This window comes from Nostocoides sp., from assembly GCF_037045025.1.
Lineage (GTDB): Bacteria > Actinomycetota > Actinomycetes > Actinomycetales > Dermatophilaceae > Nostocoides_A.
Genome location: NZ_JBAOHM010000013.1, coordinates 209,825 through 234,601, shown reverse-complemented (window position 1 = coordinate 234,601; position 24,777 = coordinate 209,825). Strand labels below are relative to the sequence as shown.

The window sequence follows — 24,777 nt, the reverse complement described above, 5'->3', positions numbered from 1 at the left end:
TCACGGGGTCCGCAGTTCTTTGAGCGGTTCGCGTCGGGCCGCGAGGGCGGCGGGGATGACGGCACCGGTCAGGGCCGCGACGAGGGTCAGCACGCCGACCGCGGCGAAGAAGTCCGCTCCCGGCAGCACCAGGCCACGAAGCCGAGCAACGATAACGGTCGTGGCGGCGCCCAACGCCAGGCCCGCCACGGACAGGAGAGCGACCTGCAGCAGTAACAGCCCGACGATCATCCCCCGCGTCGCCCCGAGCGCGCGCCGTCGGCCGAAGTCGCGTCGCCGCAGGAACACCAGAGCGCTGAGGATGATCGTGACCAGCCCGACCCCGCTGGTGAGGATCAGCAAAAGGAGACTGCGCCCGTAGCTGGTCAGATTCGCGTCGACATCGGCACGCAAGGCAGCCAGCCGAGCGCTGGACTCCACGGTGACCTTGGACGGGTCGTCGACGGTGACCATCCGAGACAAGGCTCGCATCAGCGGCGCGACATCAGCGGGCGTACGGGCCCGGACGAGCAACGCGGTCAACGGTTGCGATCCCGCCGGCGACACCGGGGCAAGGACCAGCGGCTCAGACAAGTCGATCGCCGGCGGAATCTCCGCGCGGCCGACGACACTGAACGACGTCCCGTCCGTCGTCGTGACACCACCGACCCCGTCGATGAAGCCCAGGACACGCTCGGCCTCGCGATTGGCGTATGCCGCGCCGGGCACGGCTGGCGGACCCGACACTCCGATGGCTTGCAGCGAGCTGGCATACATGGCACGGACCCCCACGGCCGCAACGTCGCCGAGGCGGCGGGCATTGACGCCGTCCCGGGCGGGGCCAACCCCCAGGGCCCACGAAGCTCCCGAGAGCGCGGCCGCATCGGTGACCAGGTGCGCCGCGACACCCGCATCAACCGTGGCACGGATCATGATGCTGCGGGTGTCTTCGTCGTCGATGACGGCCAGGATCTGACGCTGTGCCGCAGCTGCCCTGCCCGTTGTCAGCGACACGGCTACGACCAGCCCGGCGAGGACCAGAATGACCAATGCCGACGCGGTCGTCTGGCTGCGGGCGGAGGCGAAGGCCTCGCGCAGATAGGCGATCGGCTGCGCGTCGCTCAGAGCCTGACAGTCCGGTCGCACTGCGCCGCCACCCCCTGCGAGTGCGTCACGACGACGACGGCCGCCCCGTCGCTTGCGGCAGCACGCAGGGCGTCCACGACGACCCCGGCGGCAGCGGCGTCGAGGTTCCCGGTCGGCTCGTCAGCCAGGACGATCCGGGGGCGAGCGAGCATGGCGCGGCACAGGGCGATGCGCTGGGCTTGGCCTCCCGATATCTGCCCGGGGCGAGCCGTCTCCTCGATGTCCAGGTCGAAGGCGTCGAGGAGGTTCCGTGCTCGCCGGACGGCTTGGCTGCGGGGCTGCGCGCGATACAGCGCAGCTTCCACGATGTTGTCCAGGACGCTCCGCGTCGTGTCCAGGGCGGCATCCTGGAAGACGAAGCCGAAGTGGCGAGCGCGCACCTCGGCACGCTTCCGGTCCGAGGCCCTGGCGTGATCCACCCCGTCGACCAGGACCGATCCGTCCGTCGGGCGAACCATGAGCCCGAGCAGATAGAGCAAGGTCGACTTCCCGCGCCCAGAGGAGCCGACGACGGCGGTCATCTCGCCCGCGGGAAAGCTCTGTGACCAGCCGTCGAACAGCAGTCGTTTCGCGGTGTATCCGAAGGTCAGGTCACGGACGGCCAGCCGGGGATACACGCGGATCACCCGGCCAGCGTTCCCGGCACGCGCACCCGTTGCCCCGCCGAAACGCCGGTGACGCAGGAGCGACCGGCGACGGTTGCCAGGATGCGGACCGGGCGCCGCGAACCGTCGGCGAGGACGACCAGGGTCCGGGAATCGGCATCAGTCAGGATGGCGGCGCTCGGAACGAGACTGCCTCGGACCGGCCGCTGCAACTCGGCCCCGGCCGGATACCGCACGACCCCGCTGCGCGGGACCAGATCGCAGGCGTCCGCGCAAACAGCTCCGCGCTCGCCCGCTAGGCGAAGGACGACCTGACCACTGTCGACGTCCGGTGAACTGCTGCGGACGCGGGCGGCCCAGGACGCAGCGCCGGCGTCGACGGTGATCGGCGTTTGTGGGGTCAGTCGCGCCTCCACGGCCTTGGTCGTGCGGATGGAGAACTCCGGCTCCGGCGCGAAGGCACGAACGAGGACCTCTCCGCCGGAGAGTTCCTTGCCCACGGTCAACACCCTAGGGTCGACCTGCACGGTCAGGGGCAGCGTGGGGACGACGATCAGGTCTCGCCGCTGCAGCACGCCCGTCTGGTTCAGACCGAGACGCGATTGCCACGCGCGCACAGCCATTGCGGTTCCCCGTCCTGCGATCCCGTCCGCGGGCCCGGAATAGAGGCCCTCGGCCGCGAGGAAGCGCTGGACCTGGCTGACGTCCGGACCCTTCACGCCCGGGGTGATATCGCGAAACATGGGAATCGCGCCCGCTATGACCGTGACCGGCTCGAGATCCACGGCGAACAGCTGCTGCCCACTTCGGATCCGGTCACCATTGCGGATCTCGACGCTGGTCACGACGCCCGCGGCCCAACTCTTGGACAAGGCCCGAGCGGGCCAGGTGGCCTCCACGGTCAGCGACAGGGTCTCGGACAGCTCTCCCGACTCGACCGCTGCGGTGATGACGCGCTCGTGAGCTTGCGGGTCGGCCGGTCTGGCCGTCAGCCGTCCCACTGCGAGGCCGGCACCGCCGCCGAGCGCGAGGAGGAGCACCGCGAGGGCGAGGCGAGCGAGAAGGAGCCGCCGAACCGAGCGGGTCACGAGGGGTTGGAAGCCGGCCGGATCGGATGGGTCTCTTTCCACTCGGCCACCGAGACGCCATCCCACAGCACCGCCGACGGTGCCGTTTGCGCGCACTCTCGCTCCAGTCGGTTCCAGATGGAGTTGTCGAGCTTCAGTTCCTCATAGCGTTCATCCAGCTCGGCGAACGGCCGGTAGGCCGCCGTGTCCCAGGAGTCCACGAACGCGGCCTCACTCGGCAGCGGCTTCTGCAATGAATACCCGTGCGCCGACAGGCAGGGAATAATGTAGTCTCTGGTCCACGCGTACTGGGCGCTCTTTTGAGTTCGTTCCCAGGTCTTCGAATATCGGGGGACCGGCGGATACTTCATATTGCAGACGTAATTGGCGAGATTGTATTGCTCCATCCGGCCCGCGGTGTTGATCGCGCCGCCGCTATCCTTCTCGAAACCCTCACCCGCCAGGCAGGAATCGATTAGGTCTTGCCTTTCCTCCGGCAACACCCAGCGCACGGGCGTCACTTCGGGTGGATCGTCGAGCTGATACAGCCCACTGAGGCTCTTCTTCATATCTGCGAGGACGGCCGCCTTCTCCTGGGCCTCGTCTGCAACCGACGTTGCCGAGGTGGTGCTGGGCGTGGCGGATCCCGTGCAGGCCACCATGCTGGACACGCCTATGGCCGCGGTCGAAACCAGAGCCGCCCCCCGGCCCGTTGCCCGGGGGCGAATGGCCCCAAACACCCGCAGCGGTGGATACATTTCACCCCCTGCTCGGCCCGCTGGAAGGCCAGCGCATCTTATCAGTTGCGGCCCCATACATGGTTCCTTCGGAAGAGCCTCCGGCGCGCCGAGAGACCCCGAGCACGCCGGCACTCCTCATGACCGATTCACGCTAGCGGACGCAAGACGCCCACGCTGAATTGAGGATGTCATCGGTGGAAGCGAGCCAGGCGCCGCCCGGCACGTTCCAGGTGTATGCATGGGCACCATCGGTGGTCCACGAAACTGAACTCCCGTTTAGAGTGTGAACCACTTGAATCGTACTGCCAACCTTTGTGGTGTTACTGCTCACCTTGGTGCGGTAGCCGTCTCGGCATTCGATGGAACCGCCTTTTGCACCAGCCGCGAACGCCGCGGGTGCGATGAGAAGCACTGACAGAACGCTGAGGACGCCGGCTCGATGAAGTCTTTTCATCCGCCACCTCCCGGCCGCCCTGGCCGCCGCCTCCACGGTTGTGCAGGCCCCGAAACGCCCAAGGCGTCGCAGCCAAAGTACCCCCCCCCGGCACCAGATTTCAACGGTTACGGGCACCAAAGGACGAATCCTGGGCCACCGCACGGCGGCGCCACCACGCGCGGAGGCGATCGGCATACGTCTCCAGCGGGAGAAACGCGAGCAGTATGATCAGGTGCGGCCAGAACGCGATCGTGATCGACGCGAAGGTCACGGCGTGGAAGGCAAACCACGCGTAAACCACGCGTCGGCGCCACTTCTCGGTCAGCGCGAAAATCAGCGGGGAGGCCATCTCGGCGGCGAACAGTCCCCACTGGGTCGCCTGCAGCAGCCAGGGCAGGTCGAGCAGCCACTTGACCCACGGGGTGCCGCGACGCACCACCGCGCGCACCATCGTCGCCGAGTTCACCCACTCCCAGCCGCCGAAGCGGACCTTGGCCCAGGCCGAGAGGAAGTAGGTGGCGATCGCGGCCAGCTGGACCGCCCGCATCACGAAGCCGGCGGCCTGAGATCGGATCCGGTCGCTCCACCAGGCGCTGCCGACGGTGGGCAGCAGCAACAGGGCGACGACGAAGTCGCCGCGGTCGTGGTCGACCTTGCCATAGGCGAAGGCGACGTATTGGTACCAGATCCAGCCCGCCGCGACGAGGCCGCCGGCCAGGCGGGGCAGCCTGCCGGTCATCGCGACCAGGGCCGCGGCGACCGTCGCCCACTTCAGCGCGTTGACCAGGGTCACGGTGGCCGCCGGCAGGTGCAGCAGCTCGCCCATGATGAGCGGCTGGTACCAGACCGGGTCGGCGTAGCCGTGCCACCACCCGCTGGTGTGCAGCCAAAGCACGTCGAGCACGACGAAGGCATAGGTAATCGACCGGAAGATCGCCAGCCTGCCCAGGGGCAGCGCCGGGAACAGCCAGCCGCGGGCGCTCATCGCACGCTCCACTGCGCGATCAGCTGGTCGCGGTGCTCGCCCGTCAGCGCCCCATCGCGCAGCAGATAATGACGCACGACAACCCGTATGCCGATCCACGCCGGCTCGTCCGGCTCCAGCCGCGAATGGCTCGCCGCGAGCGTCGCCAGCATGTCGGGTCGGCCCTGAATGTGGTCCAGGCGGCCCTCCACCTCGGCCCTGTTGAGCCCGACGGAGTCCGGCTCGATCGGCGCTGCGCGCCAGGTGGCCGGGGCCGCGGCGTCGCGGACCTCGATCAGCGTGGAGCGGACCGAGGCGTTGGGGCCGGTCGACGTCGAGAACATCCGCCACGGCGAGAACGGCCACCAGTGGTCGTCGCCGACGAATGTGCCGCCGAGGAAGAGGGCTGCCAGGGCGAGGAGGACCAGGGTGCGCCACGCCTTGCCAATGGGGCTGAGACCGACGGCGCTGACGCCGACAGCGCTGGCAGCGCTCTGGCCGGCCGCGTCCAGGCCGGTCGCATTCAGGCCGATTGTGCTCCGCTGCGGCCGGTGCGCATCGGCCGCTGCCGGCTGGTTCACGGCGGCTACGCCACGATGGCGTCGACGAACGCCTCGGGGTCGAAGGGCGCCAGGTCGTCGGGTCCCTCGCCGAGGCCGACGAGTTTGACCGGCACCCCGAGTTTGCGTTGCACGGCGACGACGATCCCGCCCTTGGCCGTGCCGTCGAGCTTGGTTAGCACGATGCCGGTGATGCCGACGACCTGGGCAAAGACCTCGGCCTGGCGCAGGCCGTTCTGCCCCGTGGTGGCGTCCAGGACGAGCAGCACCTCGTCGATCGGCGACTGCTTCTCGACGACGCGTTTGATCTTGCCGAGCTCGTCCATCAGGTTGGCCTTGTTGTGCAGCCGGCCGGCGGTGTCGAGCAGCACGACGTCGGCCTCCATCTCAATGCCGGCCTTGACAGCGTCGAAGGCGACCGAGGCCGGGTCGGCGCCGTCCTTGTGGGAGCGGACGGTCGGCACGCCGACGCGCGCGCCCCAGGTCTCCAGCTGGTCCGCAGCGGCGGCGCGGAAGGTGTCGGCGGCACCGAGCAGAACGTCCTTGTCCTCGGCGACCAGCACCCGGGCGAGCTTGCCGACAGTCGTCGTCTTGCCGGTGCCGTTGACGCCCACGACCAGCACGACGGCCGGGCGCATGTCCACGCGGGAGGAGGCGACGCTGCGGTCCATGGTGGGGTCGACGAGGGTGAGCAGGTCCTGGCGCAGCCAGCTGCGGACGGTCGCCTCGTCGCGGGTGCCGGCGACCTGAACCTGAGTGCGCAGCGAGTCGACGAGTTCGGTGCTGGCCTCGACGCCGAGGTCGGCCCCGATGAGGGTGTCCTCGACCTCCTCCCAGACGGTCTCGTCCAGCCCACCGCGGGTGAGAAGTCCGAGCAGTCCTTTGCCGAGTGCGGTGTTGCTGCGCGCCAGCCGGGCCCGCAGCCGTTGCAGCCGGCCGGCCGGGGCCTCCGGACGCTCCAGCAGGGCCGGCTCGTCCTCCACCGGCTCGATAAGTTCGGGCAGTTCCTCGACCGACGCCTCCTGCACCGGTGGCGCGGCGCTGGAGCGCTCGGGCGCGGGCGGGGCCAGGAGGCCGCCGCCGTCGCCCTCTTGGGCGCGGGTGCTCGGCGGCTGCGGGCGGGGGATCTCCTTGGTTGGGGCGGCGCGGCCGGGGCGGCGCAGCCCGATGACCAGCCCGACAAGCAGGACGAGGGCAATGCCCGCGACGATCAGCCACTCCGACAAGGTGTCCACGCGCCCATCCTCACATCGCCGTCGCCGTGCTGGGCCCCGCTCCTCCAAACATGAACACGCCAATTCACCATGAACACGCCGGACCTGGCGTGTTCATGGATTCTTGGCGTGTTCTTGGTACCGACAGCACTGTTGCCGTCAGTGGGGGTTGGCCGGCGGGCGCGGGGGCCATGGGCAAGCCCCCGCGCCCACCGGCCGCAGCAGCTGCTGGGCCTAGAGGCGGACTGCCGGGCTGGTGTGCGTGCCGGTGCCGATCCGGCCGTCATACAGCCAGACTTTGCCGTAGGCGACCGTGCGGTAGGTGCCGGGCGCATACCAGGTGGCGGCCAGCGTGTAGCACTTCTGGTTCGAGCTCAGGTCGTAGCAGTAGCCCTGCTTGGCGGCGACGTTGCGCCAGCTACCGGCGACCAGCTTCTGCAGCTGCACCCGCTCGAAGACCTGGCTGGCCCCGGGCGTGCACCAGACATTCTCTCGGGCCTGGACCTTGCCGCGGACCACGCGGGGCGCAACCCCCTGGACCCAGCACGGCAGGCTCGGCGCGCCCTTGGCGGAGGCGCCGACCTGAGCCGACGGTGCCGGCTCCGCAGCCGCGCTGGCCGTGGTTGCCGGAGCCAGAGCCCCGGCGGCCACCGCGGTCGCGGCAGCAACGGACATCAGCACTCGCTTCATGTGTTTCCCCTCACTTGTTGCGATCCGGCGGACCCGTTGTCCGCCGGTGCGCATATTCTTTGCGGCTCACTGCGGGGGGCGCACCAGTACTCCTACTCATCTTGGCCGAATCCCCCTACCTAGCCGGGCGGGCGTCGGCGGGCACCTACAGTTCGCGCGCGGGGCTGGTTTGTCTGGCACTGCTGCCCTGAACGTTATCGAGCCAGACCGTGGTGAAGGCAACCGTTCGGTAGTTGCCCGGCGCATACGGGATCGAGGCCATCGCTGAGCAGGTCTGGCCCGGGCCGACGTTGGTGCAGTCGCGCTCCTTGGTCGCGACCGTGCGCCAGTGCCCCGCAGCGGTCTCGCCGACGAAGGCCAGAGCCGACGTGGCGAGGTCAGTGACGGGTTGTCAGCGACGCCGGATCAGTGCGCCGGGTCAATGGCGGCGCTCGCGCGGCACGGCGCGCGCCAGGCTAGCGGCGGCCGTGGAGACCAACTCGCCCGCCTTGGGGCCGGCGTTCTCGGCACTGGTGCGCACGCGCACAAAGACCGCCTCGCCGCGGTCGGTCAGCAGGTCGCGCCCCTGCCGGCGAGCCGGCACGGCGACGAGCACCAGCACCGTGACGGCGATGGCGAGGCACAACAACAGAACGGCGAGCGTGGCCAGCATGGCGACAAGGCTGCCTCAGCCGGGCCGCTCCGAGCAACTTTGACACGTCCTCGTCTCAATTGTTATCTGTCGTCCCAGCCGCCCCAGCAATCGCCCGGGCCGTCCGGGCGGGAGCCGAGTTAGGCGATGTCCTCGACCGCGCGCAGCCGTTGGGAGACCACGGTCGTGACGCCGTCGCCGCGCATCGAAACGCCATACAGCGCATCGGCGATCTCCATGGTCCGCTTCTGGTGGGTGATGACGATCAGCTGGCTGGAGTCGCGCAACTCCTCAAAGAGGGTCAGCAACCGGCCGAGGTTGGTGTCGTCGAGGGCCGCCTCGACCTCGTCCATGATGTAGAACGGGCTCGGCCGGGCCTTGAAAATCGCCACCAGGAGGGCGACGGCGACCAACGAGCGTTCGCCACCGGACAGCAGCGAGAGCCGCTTGATCTTCTTGCCCGGCGGCCGCGCCTCCACCTCGATGCCGGTCGTCAGCATGTCGTCCGGGTCGGTCAACGACAGCCGCCCCTCACCCCCCGGGAAGAGCCGCGCGAAGACCTGCTCGAACTGCGCCGCCGTGTCGTGATAGGCGGCGGTGAACACCTCCTCGACCCGCTCGTCCACCTCGCGGACGATGTCGAGCAGGTCGCGCCGGGAGGCCTTCAGGTCCTCCATCTGCTTGGTGAGGAACGCGTGCCGCTCCTCCAAGGCGGCATACTCCTCCAGCGCGAGCGGATTGATCCGGCCGAGGTCGCGCAGCCCGCGCTCGGCCTTGCGCAAACGCTTTTCCTGCACCTCTCGCACGTATGCCGCCGGCTCGCCCGCCTCCTCCCCCTCCGGAACGACCACGGGAACCAGCTGGTGGGGACCGAAGTCCTCGACGAGCACCTCGGGATCGATACCCAGCTCGTCGACCGCCCGGGTTTGCAACTGCTCGATCCGGGCATCGGCCGCCGCCCGTGCGACTTCGTCGCGGTGCAGGTCGTCGGTCAACGTCGCCAGTTCCTCGCGCTGCTCATCGATCCGGGCACGCAACTCGCCCAGGTCATGTTCGCGCGCCTCCCGGTCGGCGTCCGCGGCGGCGACGGCGCTCCCGGCGGCCTGGGCGGCCGCGGCGACATGAGTGACACCCCTACGCGCGGCGCTGAGCACGATCTCGGCGACGGCGGCCTCGCGGCGGCGCCGTTCCTGGCGCTGACGCAGCCGCTCGCGGGCTGCCTGTTCGTTGCGGGCGGCGCCTTCGAGCGAGGTGGCCCGGCCCTGCAGCGCCCGCGCCCGCTCCTCCTTGGTTCGCACAACCAACCGGGCCTCGGTCTCCCCGGCGCGGGCAGCCGTCGCCGCGGCTTCAAGAAGTTCGCGATCGTCGCGCCCCGGCTCCTCGTCATGGGCCGGCTCGGCCTCGGCCGCCGCCAGCCGCTCGGCCAGCTGATCCCGCTCCACGCGCGCCTGCTCGGCGGTCTGCAGGGCCTGAGCGATCGAACGCTCGAACCGGTCGACCTCACCGCGGGCCGCCCGGATGGCCCCGCCGAGCGAACCGAGCTGCTCGGCGAGCGCCGCCATCCGCGCGTCGGACTCGTGCAGTCGCTCCATGTGCCCCTCGACGGCGGCGGCGGCCTCGGCGAGTTCGGCCCGGGCACCGGCGAGCGTGAACCGGGTCCGCTCCAGGCCGGCCGTGCACTCGGCCAGGCCGGCTTCGGCGTCGGCGACCTCGGCCTCGAGCTCGATGGCGCTCGGCACGTCGGCGCTGCCGCCGCACACCAGGCCGGGGCGCAGCACATCCCCGCCGGCCGTGACCGCGGTCAGCCCGTGCTCGGCCACCAGGTTGGCGGCCGCATCCGCGTCGGCGGCGACCGCGATGCCCTCGAGGATGTGGTCGAGCGCGTTCCGCAATTCCTCAGGAACATCGACCAGATCGCGAGCCCAGACGCACCCGTCCGGGAGCGCGGGACGCGGCCCCGCGGCATCCGGCGGAGTGCCGAGGATGACGAGCGCGGCCCGGCCGGACTCGCTCTCCCGCAACGACGTCAACGCTCGCAATGCCGTCGCGAGGTCGGCGACGGCCAGCGCGTCCGCCGCCTCGCCGAGCGCGGCGGCGATCGCGACCTCGTGGCCCGGGGTCACCCGCAATTGTGCGGCGAGCGACTCGCCCAGCCCGCCGACCTCGCCGGCGCGTTCACGCAATGCCTGGGCGCCGTCGCGGCGGCGCAGGCTGAGCCGCAGGGCGTCCAGGCGGGCGGTCAGCGTCAGCCGCTCCCGGTCGATGCCGCGCTCGGTTTCGAGCAGATCCTCGACCGCCTGCGCGTGCTTCTCGTGCTGCGCGCTCGCCTTTTCGTATGCCGCATCGAGCCCCTCCTCGCCCTCCTCGTCGGCGGCAATCGAGCCCTCCAACCCCTGGAACTCGCGCTCGGCCTCGGCGGCGCGGTCGTGGGCGGCGGCCGCGGCGGCCCGCAACCGGCCCACCTCGGCGTCGATCGCCTCGATCCGGGCGGCCCTGGAGGCGATCTGCCCGGTGAGGCGGGCCAGGCCCTCGCGGCGATCCGATTCGGCGCGGGCGATGCGAGCGATGCGCTGCTGCTCGGCATACGCGGCGGCCTCGGCCTGCTCCCGGGCGGCGAGCGCCCCGGTCAGCGCGTCCTGGGCGAGCGCGACCTCGGCGACGAGCGCGGCCTCCTGCTCGCGCGCGTGCGCGGCCTGGGCGAGCAGCTCCTCGGGGTCGCGGCCGCTGACCCGCTCCTCGGCGTCGTCGCCCTGCAGCAGCCGCAGCCGCTCGGCCGCCACATCGGCGGTCGACTCCAGCCGGTCACGGACCGAGCGGAGCGCGATCCACCGCTCCCGGGTGGCCCGCTGCTCGGGCGCGGCCGCGGCGGCCTGCGCCTCCACCTCGGCCAGCCGCGCCCGGGTCCCGGCCAGCGCGGCCTCCAGCTCGGTGCGCCGCGCGAGCAGGGCACTCTCGTCGGCGGCCTCCTGCTCGCGCGCGGAGAGCAGTTGGACGAGGTCGTCGGCGAGCAGCCGCAGCCGGGCATCGCGCGCGTGGGCCTGGATCACCGCCGCCTTGCGGGCCGCCTCCGCCTGGCGCCCGAGCGGGCCGAGCTGGCGACGGATCTCGCCGGTCAGGTCGGCGACCCGGGTCAGATTGGCCTGCATCGAGTCCAGCTTGCGCAGCGCCCGCTCCTTGCGCTTGCGGTGTTTGAGGACGCCCGCGGCCTCCTCGATGAAGCCGCGGCGTTCCTCCGGGGTTGCTCGCAGGACGGTGTCGAGCTGGCCCTGGCCGACGATGACGTGCATCTCGCGGCCGAGGCCGCTGTCGGAGAGCAGTTCTTGGACATCGAGCAGCCGGGCCGGCGTGCCGTTGATCGCGTATTCCGAGCCGCCGGTCCGGAACATCGTCCGCGAGAGCGTCACTTCGGTGTAGTCGATCGGCAGCGCCCCGTCGCTGTTGTCGATCGTCATCGACACCTCGGCCCGCCCGAGGGGCGCCCGCCCGGCCGTGCCGGCAAAGATGACGTCCTCCATCTTGCCGCCGCGCAGGCTCTTGGCGCCCTGCTCACCCATCACCCAAGCGAGGGCGTCGACGACATTCGACTTGCCCGATCCGTTGGGACCGACGATGCAGGTCACGCCCGGCTCGAGCCGCAGCGTGGTCGAGGACGCGAACGACTTGAATCCCTTGAGGGTCAGGGTCTTAACGAACACACGGGTCCTCGGCTCGGCTGCGGCGATCAGCGCCTCACTGTAGTCGCCGCGTCCCGAGCGAGCCGGGACTAGCGCTCCGGCGGCGAGCCGTGGGCGGCCTGGATGGCCTCGTGGTGACGGATGACCTCGGCGATGATGAACGCGAGGAACTTCTCGGCGAAGTGCGGGTCAAGACCGGCCTCGTCGGCCAGTGCCCGCAGGCGGGCGATCTGGCGCTCCTCCCGGCCGGGGTCGGCAGGCGGCAGGCCGGCGTCGGCCTTGATCTTGCCCACCTCCTGGGTGGCCTTGAACCGCTCGGCGAGCAGGTGCACCAGCGCGGCGTCGATGTTGTCGATCGTCGCCCGGCAGCGCATCAGCTCGGCCGGGATCGCGCTCTGCTCGCCCTCGCTCATTCGATCATCGTATGGCGCTTGGCGCGGCCCGTTTCACCGCTCGCGGAAGCCGTCCGGCTCGCGCGGCACCCCCCAGAAGGGGGCGGAGACGAACCGGACCCAGCCCGGGCGGTCGCTCGTGGACGGGAACTCTTCGAGCAGCCCGTGCAGCCGCTCGCACGCCTCGCGGGTCCCTTCGGCGACGACCTCGACCTTGCCGTCGTCGGTGTTGCGCGCCGAGCCGCGTAGCCCCAGCGCCAGCGCCTGCCTGCGGGTCCACCAGCGGAAGCCGACGCCCTGGACGCGGCCGGACACGACGGCCGTCATGCGGACCGGTTCACTCACCCGGTTAGCGTATGCCGCGCTCTTCCCGCGTGGCTCCCACCGACTGTCGGTGCTCGCTCCTACGGTGTGCCCTAAGACAACGCCCGTCCGCGGTGGCCCTCCCGCCGCCGCCCGAGACCCGCAGGAGCCATGGTGAGCGCTTCGCCGGTTCTGGACGCCCGGCCCGACGGCCAGGCCGGCGGGGATCCGCGCCCGAGCGCGCCGCGTCCGGCTTCGGGATCGCGGCTGGCGGGTCTGGACGGCCTGCGCGCGGTGGCGATCGCCGCGGTGCTGATCTTCCACCTCAACCCCGCGTGGCTGCCCGGTGGGTTCCTCGGCGTCGACATCTTCTTTGTGGTCTCGGGGTTCTTGATCACCACGCTGCTTGTGCGCGAGCGGGCCCGCACCGGTCGGGTCGACCTGAGCGCCTTCTGGACGCGCCGGGCCCGGCGGCTGCTGCCCGCGCTGATCGCCTGCGTCGGCGCGAGCGTCCTGCTGGCCCGGCTGGTCGAGACCGACCTGCTCGTGGGCATCGGGCGGCAGATTCTCGGCGCGCTGACGTTCTCGACCAACTGGGTCGAGATCGCCGCCGGGTCCGACTACTTCCATTCCACGACCCCACAGCTGTTCATGAATTTGTGGTCGCTGGCAGTCGAGGAGCAGTTCTATCTCATCTGGCCGCTGCTGAGCCTCGCCCTGCTCGGGTATGTCCACAGCCCGCGGGCACGGGCCGCGATCGCGGCCGGGGCCGGGGTGGCCTCGACCGCGCTGATGGCGCTGCGGTTCGACCCCGACGCCGGGGCGACGCGTGTCTACTACGGCACCGACACCCACCTGATGGGCCTGATGTTCGGCGCCGCGCTCGCCTTCGCGTATGCCGGGCCCGACCGGCTGCTGCTCGACGGTGCCGCCTTCCAGCGGGTGCGCCGCCCGCTGACTGTGGCGCTCGCGGGCCAGTTGGCGCTGCTGCTGTGGTTCGCCGACGAGGCGAGCGCCTGGACCTTCCGCGGCGGGTTGGCGCTGGCCTGCCTGGTCACCACCGGGTTGGTGGCCCTCGCGGTCACCGGGCAGGGCAGCCTGCCGCGGGCGCTGGACCTGCCGCCGCTGCGCTGGATCGGCGAGCGGTCCTATGGCATCTATCTGTGGCACTGGCCGGTCATCCTCGTGGTCAGCCAGGACATCCGCACCACGCCTGGCGCCGACGGCTATCTCGGCTCTCGGCTGTGGTGTGTGCTGGTCACGCTCGCGATCGCCGACCTGTCCTATCGCTTCGTGGAGACCCCGATCCGGCGCGACGGCTTCCGCGCGGTGGCCCGCCGAGTCCGCGATGCCGCCCCGCTCGGCCGGGTGCGACCGGCGACCGTTGTCGTGGCCGGCTTGGCCATCTGGGCGGTGGCCGTGGCCGCCGTCGCCGCGACCGCCCCGGCGCAGACCTCGACCCAGCGGATGATCGACGCCAACGCCACGGCCGCCGCCGCGGGCGGTGCCTCGCGGCCCCGGAGCACTGGCGCGGGCGGGTCGGGCTCGGTCACGCAGAACTGGACGATGCCCACCGGCAAGGAGATCGACCTCTATGGCGACTCGATGGCCGTCGGGTCGGTGCCAGCCCTGAAGTACTACTTCCCCGGGATCCGGATCGACGCCAAATCCAACCGGCGCTGGGGCGACGCACTGGCCGCGGTGACCGCCTCCGGCAGCAACATCCGCCGCGCGGTCGTGCTCTCGTTCGGCACCAACGCCGGGGTGGACGCGGCGCAGCTCGGCGCCATCCTCGACCGGCTCGGGCCGCAGCGGATGGTCGTGCTCGTCAACCTGCACCTCAATATGGCCCGCACGTCTGGCGACAACGCCGCCCTCGCCGCGGCCGCCGCCAGCCGGCCCAATGTCATCCTGGCCGACTGGAATGCCGCGGTCACCGCCGACCCCGGCCAGTTGCAGCCCGACGGGATCCATCCAAGCCTGACTGGCCAGCACCTCTATGCGAGCACGATCCGGCAGGCGTTCGCGGATCTCTCGCAACGGCATACGGGCATCGCGGTCGTCCTGAAGCCCAAGCCGATTCCCTGACCCTCGGTGCCCGCCAGAAGGGGGGAAGGCCTAGCGCGCATTCAGTCGTTGTAGACGGTTGATCGGTGGCCGAGGTCAAGCGCGACGATGACAACCTCGCCACGGCGGATGTCGAGGATGACGCGGTAGTCGCCCACGCGAAGACGCCACAGCCCAACGAGCGGACCGGACAGCGCCTTGCACCGTGTGGTCGGGTCGTCCAACGACGCGAGCCCTTCGACGCCGTCGAAGACACGTCGAGCGACCGGCTTGTCCAACTTTCGCATCGCCTTGACAGCACGGGGCGCGTACTCGACCCGCCAGGCCATCAGAAGAGTTCAGCGGCGAGGTCCGCGCTCGAGATGGTCTCGATCTCGCCGCGGCGAAGGGCTTCTGCCTCGCCGCGGAGCTGATACGCGTACTCCAGCTCGTCGAGATGTTCGATCAGCGCTTCGCGCACGTAGTACGCCGCAGATCGCCCGGTCGTCGCACTCAGGGCGTCGAGCCGTTCCTTCGTCGCGGCGTCGAGACGGACGCTCACCACTGCTGTAGACATGTTTACAGACTACGCTGGCGGACGGCGCGGCGCCACGGCTGTCCGAGAGCCCTGACGTCGCGGCTTGGCCCAGGGGTTTCGCCCCTGCACCCACCTGCAAGAGATCACGGTGCCATTCGAACGCTTCTGGCGGGCGTCGAGGACAACTCCTGGCCGCGCGCGGCCCTGTGCAGGGTGACCCGCTCACCGTCGAGTTCCCAGCGGCCCGGATCACTGTGGTAGCCGAGGGCGGAGCCGGTCGTCGTAATGCTCGCTCCCCAGGTGGATGGCCTACCACCGCCATCTTGCCGGCTCCCGGGTGCAGGGGTCATCAGCCATGTCCGAGGTGATCTCTAACAGCGCGGGCACGAGAACGAGCTCCGGTTACAGTGGCTGCCACAGCGACGCCACGGACATCGCGGCGAGCCGATCACCTGCCTGCTGCCCCGTCCCCGTCGTCAGCACGATCCCCGCCAGAAATTCAGGACCGAGCCGATCCCGTAGCGCGATCAGGTGCTTGAAGTGCTCACCGCGAGCTGCGGTCGCGGCCTTCACCTCGACGGCCACCACACCGTGCGGCGTTTCGATGACGATGTCCACCTCGGCACCGTGCCTGTCGCGATAGTGGGACAGTTCGAACGGCGTCGCGGACCAGCCCCGCTGCCGCAGGAGCTCACACACCACGAAGTTCTCCAGCAGGGGTCCAAAGTGATCAGACCCATGCGGCGACGCCAAGTGCTCACTGGTCATCCCCGAGAGCGCCGTAGCCAATCCCGAGTCCGTCAGGAGAGCTTTCGGTCGCTGGATCTGTCGCTTCGTTAGGTTGCGGGACCATGCAGGCAACCGCTGGACGAGGAAGAGGGCCTCCAAGATCTCGAGGTACCGCAGGACGGTGCCACGAGCAACACCCAGCCCTTGCGCCATGCGCTCAAGGACCACCTCCGCCATCGGTGCGGCCGCAATCAACCTCAGGAGTTGCCGCAGCGCAGGCACCTGTGTCTTCGCCACGTCAGAAGCGTCGCGCTCCACCAAACGATTCGCGTATTCGCGTAGCCACGCATCGCGCAACCGCTGGCTCATGTCCTGAACCACGGGGTACCCCCCCTTGACCACGCGGGCAACCACATCCGCTCGATCGCTGGAGAAGGCCGCCGGCTGCGCTCCCTCAAGAACGTCCGTCACCCAATCCCCGGCCGTCTCGGCCAACTCCCCTTGTGAGAATGGGTGCAGTCGGACGGTCATGGCCCTGCCCGCCAAGGAGTCCTCGGCCTCGGGGAGACGCAGCAAGTCTGCTGAACCAGTCAGCAGGAAGCGCCCTGGCCTCCGGTCCCGGTCGACTTCAGCTTTGAGGGGGAGAATGAGTTCCGGACAGCGCTGGATCTCGTCGATCACCAGACGGCCTTCGCCAGCAAAGCGGAGGAATCCGGTCGGATCATCGCGCGCGAATGCCCGCGTCACGTCGTCATCCATCGTGGCGTTGACAGTGGTTGAGTCTGCCAGCATCCCGACCAGGGTCGATTTCCCGACTTGGCGCGCTCCTTCTACCACCACCACCGGAGACGCACTCAAGAGTTCAAGCGTCCACGGTTCCACACCCCGAGACAACATCTCCACGACCCTCAGACTACCATTTCGTCGGCCCCAAATCGACGATTCGCCGCTTCGTCTCTGACGATTCGCTGCTACTCAACGACCGATTCGCCTGCACCGACCTGGCGAGTCGCCGGGGCGACACCGGACCGTCCTACTTCGCCTACGAGGAACGCCAGCTCCTCTCGGTGCTCGACGCACTTGACCTGGAGGCTGATGTGCGCACCTCGACGACACCATCGTCAGCCACCCGCCTGCAAGAGGCCACCGAGCCATTCGAGCGCTTCCGGATACAGGCGGGTGTCGAGGACAAACTCCTGGCCGCGCGCGGCACTGTGCAGGGTGACCCGCTCACCGTCGAGTTCCCAGCGGCCCGGATCGCTGTGGTAGCCGAGGGCGGGCCTGGAGCCACGGGGAGCGAACCAGGCGGGCAGTTCCCACATCGAGCGCTTATGGCCGGGCTTGGTGAGGCGGAGCCGGTCGTCGTAATGGCTGAAGACCCCTGCACCCGGAAGGTCGAGCCACGCTCCGTCAAGGGCGAGCGTCTCGCTGGCAACATAGAGGGTGTTGTTGGGTCCACGGAAGCCGGCAAGATGCGGGTGGTAGGCCATCCAACTGGCGAGCGAGCAGTTGCCGACCGGGATCACATCGTCGACTTGCATCCACCCCCACAGCACGTGCATGTCTGGAGCACCCGGCACGAACCCAAGCCGTCCGCCCGTCGAGGTCACGCTCCGGAACCAGCCAAAGAACAGGAAGAGATCCCCGGGCCCTACGCGTTCCCGGGCGAGGACAGTTTGGGCGGCGCCCACTTGACCCAAGAGCGGGCGCCAACCGGGCTCGCGGCGGTAGGCAGATTGAACCAAGTCGGGTCGAGGTGTGCGAAATGCTCCGCCCGCAGCCGACCTCGCGTGAGGTCCGACGCCACCTTGCCGAGATTCTGACCGGCGATTGTCACGTCTTCGTAGCGGATCGGTGACTGTTTGTCCGGGATCGGCATGGGGATCAACGAGCCGTCATCCAAGATCGGGTTGGCCACCTTGCCGGCGGATGAGTCAAACGCCTTGCGGCTAAAGATCAGCTTCACGTCTCGCGCCAGCTTTGGTCGCCGACCCTCCACTCATCCGGCGGTCCCAGGACGCCCCCCGGGAGGTTGGCGAACCAGCGCGCAACCGTGTCGACCTGGCCCGTGGTCAAGTTGGCGCGGTAACCGCGTCCCACGACCAGGAACCGGAGCTCGTCAGGCAACCTTGGCCCGGCACCTCCCCAGTAAGTAAAGCGCTCGCAGACGAGGACGTGTTGGCCCTTGAGATCCGTGCGCTTCCGCCCAACGTCTTCCGGCCCGTTCCGCTTGGAGTGGACAGAATGGAGCTGGCGGTAACCGCCCGAAACAGGCTGGTAGATGTTGTCTCCCACGCGATCGATGATCCGCGCAGACTCCATGGCCGGTCGGCGTGACGCATAGGTCGGGTCCGTCCAGTACTCCTCGAAGCTGATCACGTCGGCGACCTGCGCCGCATAGACGACGCGTTCACCCTTGCTCGACAATCCCACGACGATGTCGCCGACGTTGGCGCTGCGCCGTATGCCCGGCTTGCAGCAGGCGAGTGTGAGGAGCCCGTGGAACGGGTTGGGCGCGAAGCCGGAATCGTGAGCCACTATGTAGGAGAAGACCCTGCTTGCCAGGACGGGGTCTCCAACCGTCCAGGTCGGCTCGCGCCTAGGAACGGGCGCCAAAGGAGTGCCGTCAAGCCCGGATGCCCGCAGGATAGGTGCCTCCCGGTTCAGCGTCGCAACAACCTCGTCATCTCCCCATCGCGGTGCGCAGGATGTTGCGGTCGATCGGCGGGGAGACCGTTGGGTGACACCGGATGGCGTTGCCCGTGTCGCTGACCCACGAGTCCACGAGTGACCACAGCGTTCGCACGTGATCTGACGGCGCCCGTCGGCGAGCGCCATACCTCGCAGTTCCTCGTCCTCACCGCATGAGGGGCACTCGATCAAATCCAACTCCTGTGCTTGGGCCACCTCGACAACGGTATCGGGGATAAAGGCTGGAGCGGGAGGGACCTCTAGCTGCCGGATCAGCGGCGCTCGTAGATCTCTCGCCGGTGCCCAACTGTGAGAACCAGGATCAACAGGACGCCTTCATTGATGTCGTAGATGATCCGGTAATCGCCCGTCCGCACCCGCCACTCGCCGTCGCCGCCGACCAGTTTCTTCGCGCCCGCCGGGCGCGGCTCATCACCGAGCAGCTCGATGGCCGCCTGAACGCGCCGTCGGGCCGAACCGTCCAGCTTCCGCAGCTGGCGCGCTGCACCAGGACTCAGTTCGATGCGATAACTCATGCAAGCGCGAGGTCGGCCTTGACCTGCTCCCACGGGATGGATCCCTCAGCCGCAATCTCCGCGCGGGCCGTGCGCGCGGCCTCGATGTCCGCCAACTCCTCGGCGGCCGCGATGAGACGTTCGAGGTCGTCGGCGTCGATGACGGCCGCCACGCGCAGCCCACGGCGCGTCAGGTAGACCGGATCGTGGCGCACGCGCGCCTGATCAACGACGTCCGCCAGTCGTGCGCGTGCGTCCGTGACGGTCAGTTCAGTCATGGCGTCATCCTAAGTTGCAAGCGCTGAAATGTACATTTCACCCGGGGACATGCACTGCGCGGTTTTCAGCCCGCGCCGGGGCCAGCCCGCCGGAACAGCGCGGCGTGGGCTGGCAGCGCGGGCTCGCGTCGACGATCGGTTCGCGAACGTCTCACGCGCAGTCGGCGCCCCGCAACGCTGACAAGGCTTTCCCCTTCCGTCCCACCCGGATCACGAAGCGCTCCACTATGTCCGCGAGTTCGGCCGACCACAGCGCCGGCCACACCCCATGCCCAGCGCCCTCAACCAGGACGAACTCATCATCCGCGCCAACCTCATGCAGCGCGGCCGCGTGCTCGGCGCTGTGCCGCGGTTCCACGACCCGGTCACCTGTCCGCTCTGGCGGGGCGGCTCAGCGCTCCGCTGCATCTGCCACTGAGGTCCAGAGTCTGTCCACAGGCATGGCGTGGAGACGATCTGAGTACGTGTAGGCGCGAGTCCCCGTCGTGAAGACCACCCCGCCCACGAATCGTGCCCCGAGCGCATCTCGCAGCTGAGTCAATCCTCGGAAGTCGGAACCAGAGGCACGTTCACTGGACGTGACCTCGAAGGCGAGAACCCGACCGTCGTCGAACTCGATGACCAGGTCGACCTCCTCACCGTCGCTGGTGCGCCAGTGGCCCAGTGTGACCGATTCGTCGAGCCACGAGATCTGCTTCCGGATCTCCCCGACGACGAACGTCTCCAGCACACGACCGAATTCGGTCAAGGCAGACGGGTCGAATCCAGCCAGCTTGTCCGGCGTGACCCTCAGCAGCCTCGCCGCCAACCCCGAGTCCACGACGTGCACCTTCGGCTTCGCGCTGACGCGTGAGCGAAGCGTCGTTCCCCACGCGGGAAGTCGCACGACGAGGAAGAGATCCTCCAGAAGTCGCAGGTGCCCCTCCACTGTGGCACGGCTGACCCCAAGCTTGTCAGCGGAGGCGGAGATGTTGAGGAGCTGACCCGTCTGCGCCGCGGTGAGACCAAGCAGATCGTTCATGGCCCGGCGCTCTCTAATCCTGCTCAGTTCAAGGGCATCCCGCTCGATCGAAGCCCGAACGAAATCGTCGAACCACCGAGATCGGGCTGCGGCGGAGCGACGCAAGGCCAAGGGAAGGCCGCCGGCGCAGACGCGCTCCGCGTACTCATGACGAGGCGTCTTCGAGGCCGGCACAGCGCTCACAACGCCCGCCGGATCGCCAGGCAGCCTCGCCACCAGATCCTCGTGAACTCCAGCAATCTCGCCCTGCGACAAGGGCCAGATCGTCACTGCGTGGAGCCGCCCAGTGAGGGCCTGAGCGGTGGTGGGCAACGCATCCTGCCGCGTCGACCCGGTCAGGATCGCCGTGCCGGGGACACTCCCTTCGCGGTTCAACCACCCCTTCAGCGCGTCCAGGATCTCAGGCACCCGCTGATACTCGTCCACACACAGGGGAGACGGACCGCTGGCAACTGACGCGAGATTGCCGATGACAGCCTCGCGCACCTCGATGTCGTCCAGATCCACCACCGCGACGCCCGCGTCGGCTGCGAAGCGCCGCAACACCGTCGACTTGCCCACCGAGCGTGGCCCGTGGAGTGCGATGACCGGTTCATCCGTCACCAGGCCCGCGAGCACTCCGCCGATCCGGCGCGGCACCAGTGCATCCAGGATCATGGCATTGAACCTAGCAAACTTGAACGCTCTAACCTAGCAAACGTGATGATCTTAACTGATCAACCCTGATGAGCTGAATGAGGCAAGCCGCACCTGGGGACTGGCTGACAGCGAGGGCAGAAGTGGCTCGATCGGTTCATGAAGTGCTCTCGCCGGATCAACGTCCCGCAGCGCTCACAGGGCCGCCCCTCCTGCCCATAGGCCCGTAGCCGTCTGTCAAAGTAGCCGGACTGGCCGTTGACGTTGACATAGAGAGCATCGAAGCTCGTCCCGCCCTGCTCCAAGGCGGCGGCCATGACGTCGCGGGCGTGGCCGAGCAGGCGCACGATCGCGGGGCGGGTCAGCCGCTCGCCCGGGCGTTCGCCGTGAATCCGGGCGCGCCACAGCGCCTCGTCGGCATAGATGTTGCCGATGCCCGAGACCAGGCGCTGGTTGAGCAGCAGCCGCTTGATGCCGCTGCTGCTGCGCACCATGCGCGCGGCGACCTCGGCCGGGGCAAAGAGCGGGTCGAAGGGATCGCGGGCGATGTGCCGAACGGGTTCGGGGATGCCGTCGGCGTCCATCCCGGCGAGCGCCAGGCCGCCGAAGGTGCGTTGATCGACGAAACGCAACTCCTGCCCGTCGTCGAGGACGAACCGGGCGTGTAGGTGCGCGGGATCGGGGCGCTCGGGATCGGCCACGAGCAGTTGGCCGCTCATGCCGAGGTGGACCACCAGGGCCTCGTCGGCATCGAGAGCGAGCCACAGAAACTTGCCGCGGCGGGCCACGGCCACGACCGAGCGGCCGGTCAGTCGCGCGGCCAGATCCTCCGGGCCGGGCAGGTGGCGCCGGGCTACGCGGGTGCCGCGGATCTCGGCGTTCTCGATGCGGCGGCCCACCGCGTGGGCTGCCACGCCACGCCGGACGACCTCGACCTCGGGCAGTTCAGGCATGGGGAGACTCAACCATCCGGAAACTCAGCAGGGCCATCTCGGCAACGGCAGTCGGTGACGGCAAATCAGACGAGGAACGCAGACCAGCGACTCAGACCAGGAACTCAGGCCAGCGATGGGCCCGGGCTGGCCGCGTCTGGCACCGGCAGGTCCTGCAACGCCTGCCACGCGGCGGCGGCGGCCTCCTGCTCGGCGTCCTTCTTGGTCCGCCCGGTGCCGGCGCCGCGCACCTGCCCACCGACGACGGCTTGCGCGGTGAAGACCTTCTCGTGCTCGGGGCCGGCCTCCTCGATGCGGTATTCGACGGCGCCGAGTTCGCGGGTGGCGCTGGCCTCCTGCAGCGAGGTCTTCCAATCCAGCGCCGCGCCCAGCGCCGCGGACTGCTCGAGGAGCGGGTCGAGCAGGTGGTGGACCAGACGGGTGCCGGCGTCGAGGCCGGCGGACAGATAGACGGCCCCGATCACCGCCTCGGTCGTGTCGGCGAGGATCGAGGCCTTGTCCCGGCCGCCGGTGGTCTCCTCACCGCGGCCGAGGAACAGATAGTCGCCGAGGCCGACCGCGCGGCCGACATCGGCGAGCGCGCGCATATTGACAACCGCGGCGCGCAGCTTGGCCAGATGGCCCTCGCTCTTGTCCGGGTGCGCCCGGAACAGGGTGTCGGTCACAACCAGGCCGAGCACCGCGTCACCGAGGAACTCCAGGCGCTCGTTGTGCGGAACGCCGCCATTCTCGTAGGCGAACGAGCGATGCGTCAGCGCAACCTGGATGAGCGCACCGTCGACGCGTGCGTCGGTGACCTCATCCAGGTAGGTGCACAGTTCTTCGAGCGACCGGGCCATGGGCGCCCGGGGTCAGGACTGGTGCTCGGTGCGCTCGGCAGCGGCATACTGCCGGCCCTTGTAGGACCCGCAGCTGGGACAGGCGATGTGCGGCTGGGCCGGCGACTTGCACTGGGGACACGTGGTCAGCGTCACCGGCGCCGCCTTCCAGTTCGCACGGCGCGAGCGAGTGTTGGATCGCGAGGTCTTCCTCTTGGGAACGGCCACGTCAGGTCCCTTTCGTCGAAGGTGGGTCGGCGCTGCCGCGGTCGCCGGCCAGGGAGGCCAGCGCCGACCAGCGCGGGTCGAGTCTCTCGTGAATATGTCCGGGGTTGTCGGCCAACGGGACGCCGCACTCGACGCACAGGCCCGGGCAGTCCGCTTGGCACACCGGTTGGAAGGGCAGCGCCGGCACGAGGGCGTCGACCAGCACCGGTTCGAGGTCGATCAGGTCATCGACCAGCTCGTAGTCCGGGATCTCGGTGTCGTCGGCGGCGACCTCGCGATGATGAGCGGCCTTGTCGGGGTGGACGAACAGCTCTTGGAAGGTGGCGGTCACCGGCAAGGTGAGCGGCTCAAGGCAGCGCACGCACAGCCCGGCGGCGACGGTGGTCACGGCGCCGGTGGCCAGGACTCCTTCGACGACCGACTCCAGGCGCAGCTCGATGTCGATCGACCGGTTGGCGGGGACGGCGATGACGTCGGTGCCTACCGGCTCGGGAACCGCCACGCTGCGGGTGACCGTCAGCATCGCCCCTGGGCGTCGGCTCAGCTCCTTGGTGTCGAACAGCAAGGGCGAGCGAGGGTCGAGGCGCTTCATGGCTCCGGGGGTCATCGTGGCGTGGTCATCATGCGTGGTCATCATGGCGTGGTCGTGCTGGTGGGGCGGTGCTTGCTGGGGTGGGCGGCGCGCGGCGCAGGGCGCGGACCAAGATCTCAGTCTACGGGGCGGGCCACCCGAGCCCAAAATCGTCCCCTGCTCCCGGCGCCCGCCCCTCGAGCGCCCTGGCTCAGCCCGCGGCGCGGAGGGCGACCAGCGCGTCCCGGACCGGGTCGGGCACCATCCCGCTGATGTCCCCGCCGAACCGGCATACCTCCTTGACCAGCGAACTCGAGATGTGCGCGGTCGCCGGGTCGCCGAGCAGGAAGACCGTGTCGATGCCGGTCAGCGCCCGGTTCATGCTGGCCATCGGCACCTCATAGGAGAAGTCGCTCTCGTTGCGCAGCCCCTTGAGCAGACAGCTGGCGCCCACGTCGCGGGCGACGTCAACGATCAACCGGCCGGCGAACGCGGCAACCGAGATTCCGCTCAGCTGCGCGGTGGCGTCCTCGATGAACGCGATCCGCTGATCCACCGGGAAGGTCCCCTGCTTGGCCGGGTTGTGCAAGATGGCGACGAGGACCCCGTCGAACAGCCGGCTCGCCCGCTCGATGACATCCAGGTGCCCGACCGTGATCGGGTCGAAGGATCCGGGACAGACGGCGAGGGTCGGCACGAGCCAAGAACTTAGCAAGCCGCCTGCGCGGCCGCACGGGCGAACCAGAGGGTCGTCTCGCCATATCGGCGACTGTCCTGGGTCGACCAGCCGGATGGCCACGCCGGCACCGGCGAGCGGGATGAACGCTCAAGCACGACCAGCGCCCCGTCGGCGAGGACGCCGGCCGCCGCTAGCGCCGCCAGGTCACGGGCAAGGTCGGCCTCGGACATCGGATAGGGCGGATCGCCGAGCACGAGGTCGTATGCCGCTTCCGCCGGCCCGTCGCCAGCCGCCACTCCGTCGCCGGCCGCCGACCCACCCGCAGCCGCCGCCCGGTCGCCAGCCGCGGCGGCGAACCGGGCGACCGTGGTGGCCCGCACCTGCACCTGAGCCGCCAAGCCGAGTTCGCGCGCGTTCGCGCCGATCACGGCGGCGGCCCCACGATCTGATTCGACGCACACGACCGCGGCCGCGCCGCGGCTGGCGGCCTCCAGCCCGAGGGCACCGGATCCGGCATAGGCATCGAGGACCCGGGCGCCGGCCAGCGCATCGTGCGCCTCCAACCGGGAGAACAGGGCCTCGCGGACTCGGTCGGACGTCGGGCGGGTCGCCTGGCCCCGGGGGGCGCGCAGGCGCCGCCCGCCGGCGCTGCCGCCGATGATCCGGGTCACCG

The 24,777-nt window shown here is 69.6% G+C and carries 27 protein-coding genes and 1 pseudogene; 1 reads left to right on the top strand and 27 read right to left on the bottom strand.

What is annotated here, in order from left to right; genetic code table 11:
- The 12 genes from V9G19_RS16915 to V9G19_RS16860 form a co-directional block, all read right to left on the bottom strand.
- Positions 1-1,125: an FtsX-like permease family protein gene (locus V9G19_RS16915; RefSeq protein ID WP_462286602.1), complete on the bottom strand. Its 1,125-nt coding sequence runs from the start codon at positions 1,123-1,125 to the stop codon at positions 1-3.
- Positions 1,101-1,751 (bottom strand): ABC transporter ATP-binding protein, encoded by a 651-nt coding sequence (locus tag V9G19_RS16910; RefSeq protein ID WP_462286601.1) that lies wholly within the window; start codon positions 1,749-1,751, stop codon positions 1,101-1,103. Before V9G19_RS16910 ends, V9G19_RS16915 begins: the two co-directional genes overlap by 25 nt.
- Positions 1,748-2,818, bottom strand: a complete 1,071-nt coding sequence (locus V9G19_RS16905) for a peptidoglycan-binding domain-containing protein (RefSeq protein WP_462286600.1) — start codon at positions 2,816-2,818, stop codon at positions 1,748-1,750. The genes V9G19_RS16910 and V9G19_RS16905 overlap by 4 nt, the downstream gene beginning before the upstream one ends.
- Positions 2,815-3,555 carry a hypothetical protein gene (locus V9G19_RS16900; RefSeq protein ID WP_462286599.1) on the bottom strand — a complete coding sequence of 247 codons (741 nt, stop codon included), beginning with the start codon at positions 3,553-3,555 and terminating at the stop codon, positions 2,815-2,817. The genes V9G19_RS16905 and V9G19_RS16900 overlap by 4 nt, the downstream gene beginning before the upstream one ends.
- Before the next feature lie 536 nt (positions 3,556-4,091).
- Positions 4,092-4,958, bottom strand: a complete 867-nt coding sequence (locus V9G19_RS16895; protein ID WP_462286598.1) for a hypothetical protein — start codon at positions 4,956-4,958, stop codon at positions 4,092-4,094.
- Positions 4,955-5,518, bottom strand: a complete 564-nt coding sequence (locus V9G19_RS16890; protein WP_462286597.1) for a hypothetical protein — start codon at positions 5,516-5,518, stop codon at positions 4,955-4,957. Before V9G19_RS16890 ends, V9G19_RS16895 begins: the two co-directional genes overlap by 4 nt.
- A 5-nt stretch (positions 5,519-5,523) precedes the next feature.
- Entirely contained in the window at positions 5,524-6,732 is a 1,209-nt protein-coding gene (ftsY, locus tag V9G19_RS16885) for a signal recognition particle-docking protein FtsY (protein ID WP_462286596.1), read from the bottom strand.
- Positions 6,733-6,945: 213 nt separating this feature from the next.
- Positions 6,946-7,401 carry a hypothetical protein gene (locus V9G19_RS16880; RefSeq protein WP_462286595.1) on the bottom strand — a complete coding sequence of 152 codons (456 nt, stop codon included), beginning with the start codon at positions 7,399-7,401 and terminating at the stop codon, positions 6,946-6,948.
- 418 nt (positions 7,402-7,819) lie between these two features.
- Complete coding sequence (locus tag V9G19_RS16875) at positions 7,820-8,053, bottom strand: hypothetical protein (protein WP_462286594.1); 234 nt, start codon at positions 8,051-8,053, stop codon at positions 7,820-7,822.
- A gap of 119 nt (positions 8,054-8,172) precedes the next feature.
- Complete coding sequence (smc, locus tag V9G19_RS16870; protein ID WP_462286593.1) at positions 8,173-11,727, bottom strand: chromosome segregation protein SMC; 3,555 nt, start codon at positions 11,725-11,727, stop codon at positions 8,173-8,175.
- 68 nt (positions 11,728-11,795) lie between these two features.
- A complete protein-coding gene (locus tag V9G19_RS16865) occupies positions 11,796-12,119 on the bottom strand; it encodes a chorismate mutase (protein ID WP_462286592.1) in 324 nt (107 codons plus the stop codon).
- Between the two features lie 33 nt (positions 12,120-12,152).
- Positions 12,153-12,443, bottom strand: coding sequence for an acylphosphatase (locus V9G19_RS16860; RefSeq protein ID WP_462286591.1), 291 nt, complete (start codon positions 12,441-12,443; stop codon positions 12,153-12,155).
- Positions 12,444-12,575: 132 nt separating this feature from the next.
- Here V9G19_RS16860 and V9G19_RS16855 point away from each other — a divergent pair, with 132 nt between their 5' ends.
- A complete protein-coding gene (locus V9G19_RS16855; RefSeq protein WP_462286590.1) occupies positions 12,576-14,489 on the top strand; it encodes an acyltransferase family protein in 1,914 nt (637 codons plus the stop codon).
- 41 nt (positions 14,490-14,530) lie between these two features.
- Here V9G19_RS16855 and V9G19_RS16850 read toward each other — a convergent pair whose 3' ends face one another.
- The 15 genes and pseudogenes from V9G19_RS16850 to V9G19_RS16780 all read right to left on the bottom strand — a co-directional run bounded on the left by V9G19_RS16850 (position 14,531) and on the right by V9G19_RS16780 (position 24,775).
- Positions 14,531-14,797 (bottom strand): type II toxin-antitoxin system RelE family toxin, encoded by a 267-nt coding sequence (locus V9G19_RS16850; RefSeq protein WP_462286589.1) that lies wholly within the window; start codon positions 14,795-14,797, stop codon positions 14,531-14,533.
- Positions 14,797-15,009, bottom strand: a complete 213-nt coding sequence (gene relB, locus V9G19_RS16845; protein ID WP_462286588.1) for a type II toxin-antitoxin system RelB family antitoxin — start codon at positions 15,007-15,009, stop codon at positions 14,797-14,799. The genes V9G19_RS16850 and relB overlap by 1 nt, the downstream gene beginning before the upstream one ends.
- Before the next feature lie 378 nt (positions 15,010-15,387).
- Positions 15,388-16,611 carry an ATP-binding protein gene (locus tag V9G19_RS16840; protein WP_462286911.1) on the bottom strand — a complete coding sequence of 408 codons (1,224 nt, stop codon included), beginning with the start codon at positions 16,609-16,611 and terminating at the stop codon, positions 15,388-15,390.
- Between the two features lie 224 nt (positions 16,612-16,835).
- Positions 16,836-17,632 (bottom strand): annotated as a pseudogene (locus V9G19_RS16835) (Nmad3 family putative nucleotide modification protein).
- Positions 17,633-17,676: 44 nt separating this feature from the next.
- A complete protein-coding gene (locus V9G19_RS16830; protein WP_462286587.1) occupies positions 17,677-18,552 on the bottom strand; it encodes an Nmad2 family putative nucleotide modification protein in 876 nt (291 codons plus the stop codon).
- A gap of 125 nt (positions 18,553-18,677) precedes the next feature.
- A complete protein-coding gene (locus tag V9G19_RS16825) occupies positions 18,678-18,941 on the bottom strand; it encodes a type II toxin-antitoxin system RelE family toxin (protein ID WP_462286586.1) in 264 nt (87 codons plus the stop codon).
- A complete protein-coding gene (locus V9G19_RS16820) occupies positions 18,938-19,198 on the bottom strand; it encodes a type II toxin-antitoxin system Phd/YefM family antitoxin (RefSeq protein ID WP_462286585.1) in 261 nt (86 codons plus the stop codon). The genes V9G19_RS16825 and V9G19_RS16820 overlap by 4 nt, the downstream gene beginning before the upstream one ends.
- A 151-nt stretch (positions 19,199-19,349) precedes the next feature.
- The gene (locus tag V9G19_RS16815; protein ID WP_462286584.1) at positions 19,350-19,556 is read right to left on the bottom strand and encodes a hypothetical protein; all 207 of its coding nucleotides are present in this window, start codon (positions 19,554-19,556) and stop codon (positions 19,350-19,352) included.
- A gap of 33 nt (positions 19,557-19,589) precedes the next feature.
- Positions 19,590-20,876, bottom strand: coding sequence for an ATP-binding protein (locus tag V9G19_RS16810; protein ID WP_462286583.1), 1,287 nt, complete (start codon positions 20,874-20,876; stop codon positions 19,590-19,592).
- Positions 20,877-20,935: 59 nt separating this feature from the next.
- On the bottom strand, positions 20,936-21,808 hold the full coding sequence (gene mutM, locus V9G19_RS16805; RefSeq protein ID WP_462286582.1) for a bifunctional DNA-formamidopyrimidine glycosylase/DNA-(apurinic or apyrimidinic site) lyase: 873 nt from the start codon (positions 21,806-21,808) through the stop codon (positions 20,936-20,938).
- A 104-nt stretch (positions 21,809-21,912) separates the two neighbouring features.
- Positions 21,913-22,647, bottom strand: a complete 735-nt coding sequence (gene rnc, locus V9G19_RS16800) for a ribonuclease III (protein WP_462286581.1) — start codon at positions 22,645-22,647, stop codon at positions 21,913-21,915.
- 12 nt (positions 22,648-22,659) lie between these two features.
- A complete protein-coding gene (gene rpmF, locus V9G19_RS16795; RefSeq protein WP_462286580.1) occupies positions 22,660-22,854 on the bottom strand; it encodes a 50S ribosomal protein L32 in 195 nt (64 codons plus the stop codon).
- Position 22,855: 1 nt separating this feature from the next.
- Positions 22,856-23,488, bottom strand: coding sequence for a YceD family protein (locus tag V9G19_RS16790; protein WP_462286579.1), 633 nt, complete (start codon positions 23,486-23,488; stop codon positions 22,856-22,858).
- A 148-nt stretch (positions 23,489-23,636) separates the two neighbouring features.
- A complete protein-coding gene (coaD, locus tag V9G19_RS16785) occupies positions 23,637-24,122 on the bottom strand; it encodes a pantetheine-phosphate adenylyltransferase (RefSeq protein WP_462286578.1) in 486 nt (161 codons plus the stop codon).
- An 11-nt stretch (positions 24,123-24,133) separates the two neighbouring features.
- Positions 24,134-24,775 carry an RsmD family RNA methyltransferase gene (locus V9G19_RS16780; RefSeq protein WP_462286577.1) on the bottom strand — a complete coding sequence of 214 codons (642 nt, stop codon included), beginning with the start codon at positions 24,773-24,775 and terminating at the stop codon, positions 24,134-24,136.
- Positions 24,776-24,777 lie beyond the last annotated feature (2 nt).

Bases quoted from the DNA above. Each gene is read 5' to 3' on its own strand.
- V9G19_RS16900 (WP_462286599.1), bottom strand. From the start codon at position 3,555: ATGTATCCACCGCTGCGGGTGTTTGGGGCCATTCGCCCCCGGGCAACG.
- V9G19_RS16895 (WP_462286598.1), bottom strand. From the start codon at position 4,958: ATGAGCGCCCGCGGCTGGCTGTTCCCGGCGCTGCCCCTGGGCAGGCTG.
- V9G19_RS16880 (WP_462286595.1), bottom strand. From the start codon at position 7,401: ATGAAGCGAGTGCTGATGTCCGTTGCTGCCGCGACCGCGGTGGCCGCC.
- V9G19_RS16875 (WP_462286594.1), bottom strand. From the start codon at position 8,053: ATGCTGGCCACGCTCGCCGTTCTGTTGTTGTGCCTCGCCATCGCCGTC.
- V9G19_RS16865 (WP_462286592.1), bottom strand. From the start codon at position 12,119: ATGAGCGAGGGCGAGCAGAGCGCGATCCCGGCCGAGCTGATGCGCTGC.
- V9G19_RS16850 (WP_462286589.1), bottom strand. From the start codon at position 14,797: ATGGCCTGGCGGGTCGAGTACGCGCCCCGTGCTGTCAAGGCGATGCGA.
- V9G19_RS16840 (WP_462286911.1), bottom strand. From the start codon at position 16,611: ATGTTGTCTCGGGGTGTGGAACCGTGGACGCTTGAACTCTTGAGTGCG.
- V9G19_RS16830 (WP_462286587.1), bottom strand. From the start codon at position 18,552: ATGGCGCTCGCCGACGGGCGCCGTCAGATCACGTGCGAACGCTGTGGT.
- V9G19_RS16825 (WP_462286586.1), bottom strand. From the start codon at position 18,941: ATGAGTTATCGCATCGAACTGAGTCCTGGTGCAGCGCGCCAGCTGCGG.
- V9G19_RS16820 (WP_462286585.1), bottom strand. From the start codon at position 19,198: ATGACTGAACTGACCGTCACGGACGCACGCGCACGACTGGCGGACGTC.
- V9G19_RS16810 (WP_462286583.1), bottom strand. From the start codon at position 20,876: ATGATCCTGGATGCACTGGTGCCGCGCCGGATCGGCGGAGTGCTCGCG.
- mutM (WP_462286582.1), bottom strand. From the start codon at position 21,808: ATGCCTGAACTGCCCGAGGTCGAGGTCGTCCGGCGTGGCGTGGCAGCC.
- rnc (WP_462286581.1), bottom strand. From the start codon at position 22,647: ATGGCCCGGTCGCTCGAAGAACTGTGCACCTACCTGGATGAGGTCACC.
- V9G19_RS16790 (WP_462286579.1), bottom strand. From the start codon at position 23,488: ATGACCACGCATGATGACCACGCCACGATGACCCCCGGAGCCATGAAG.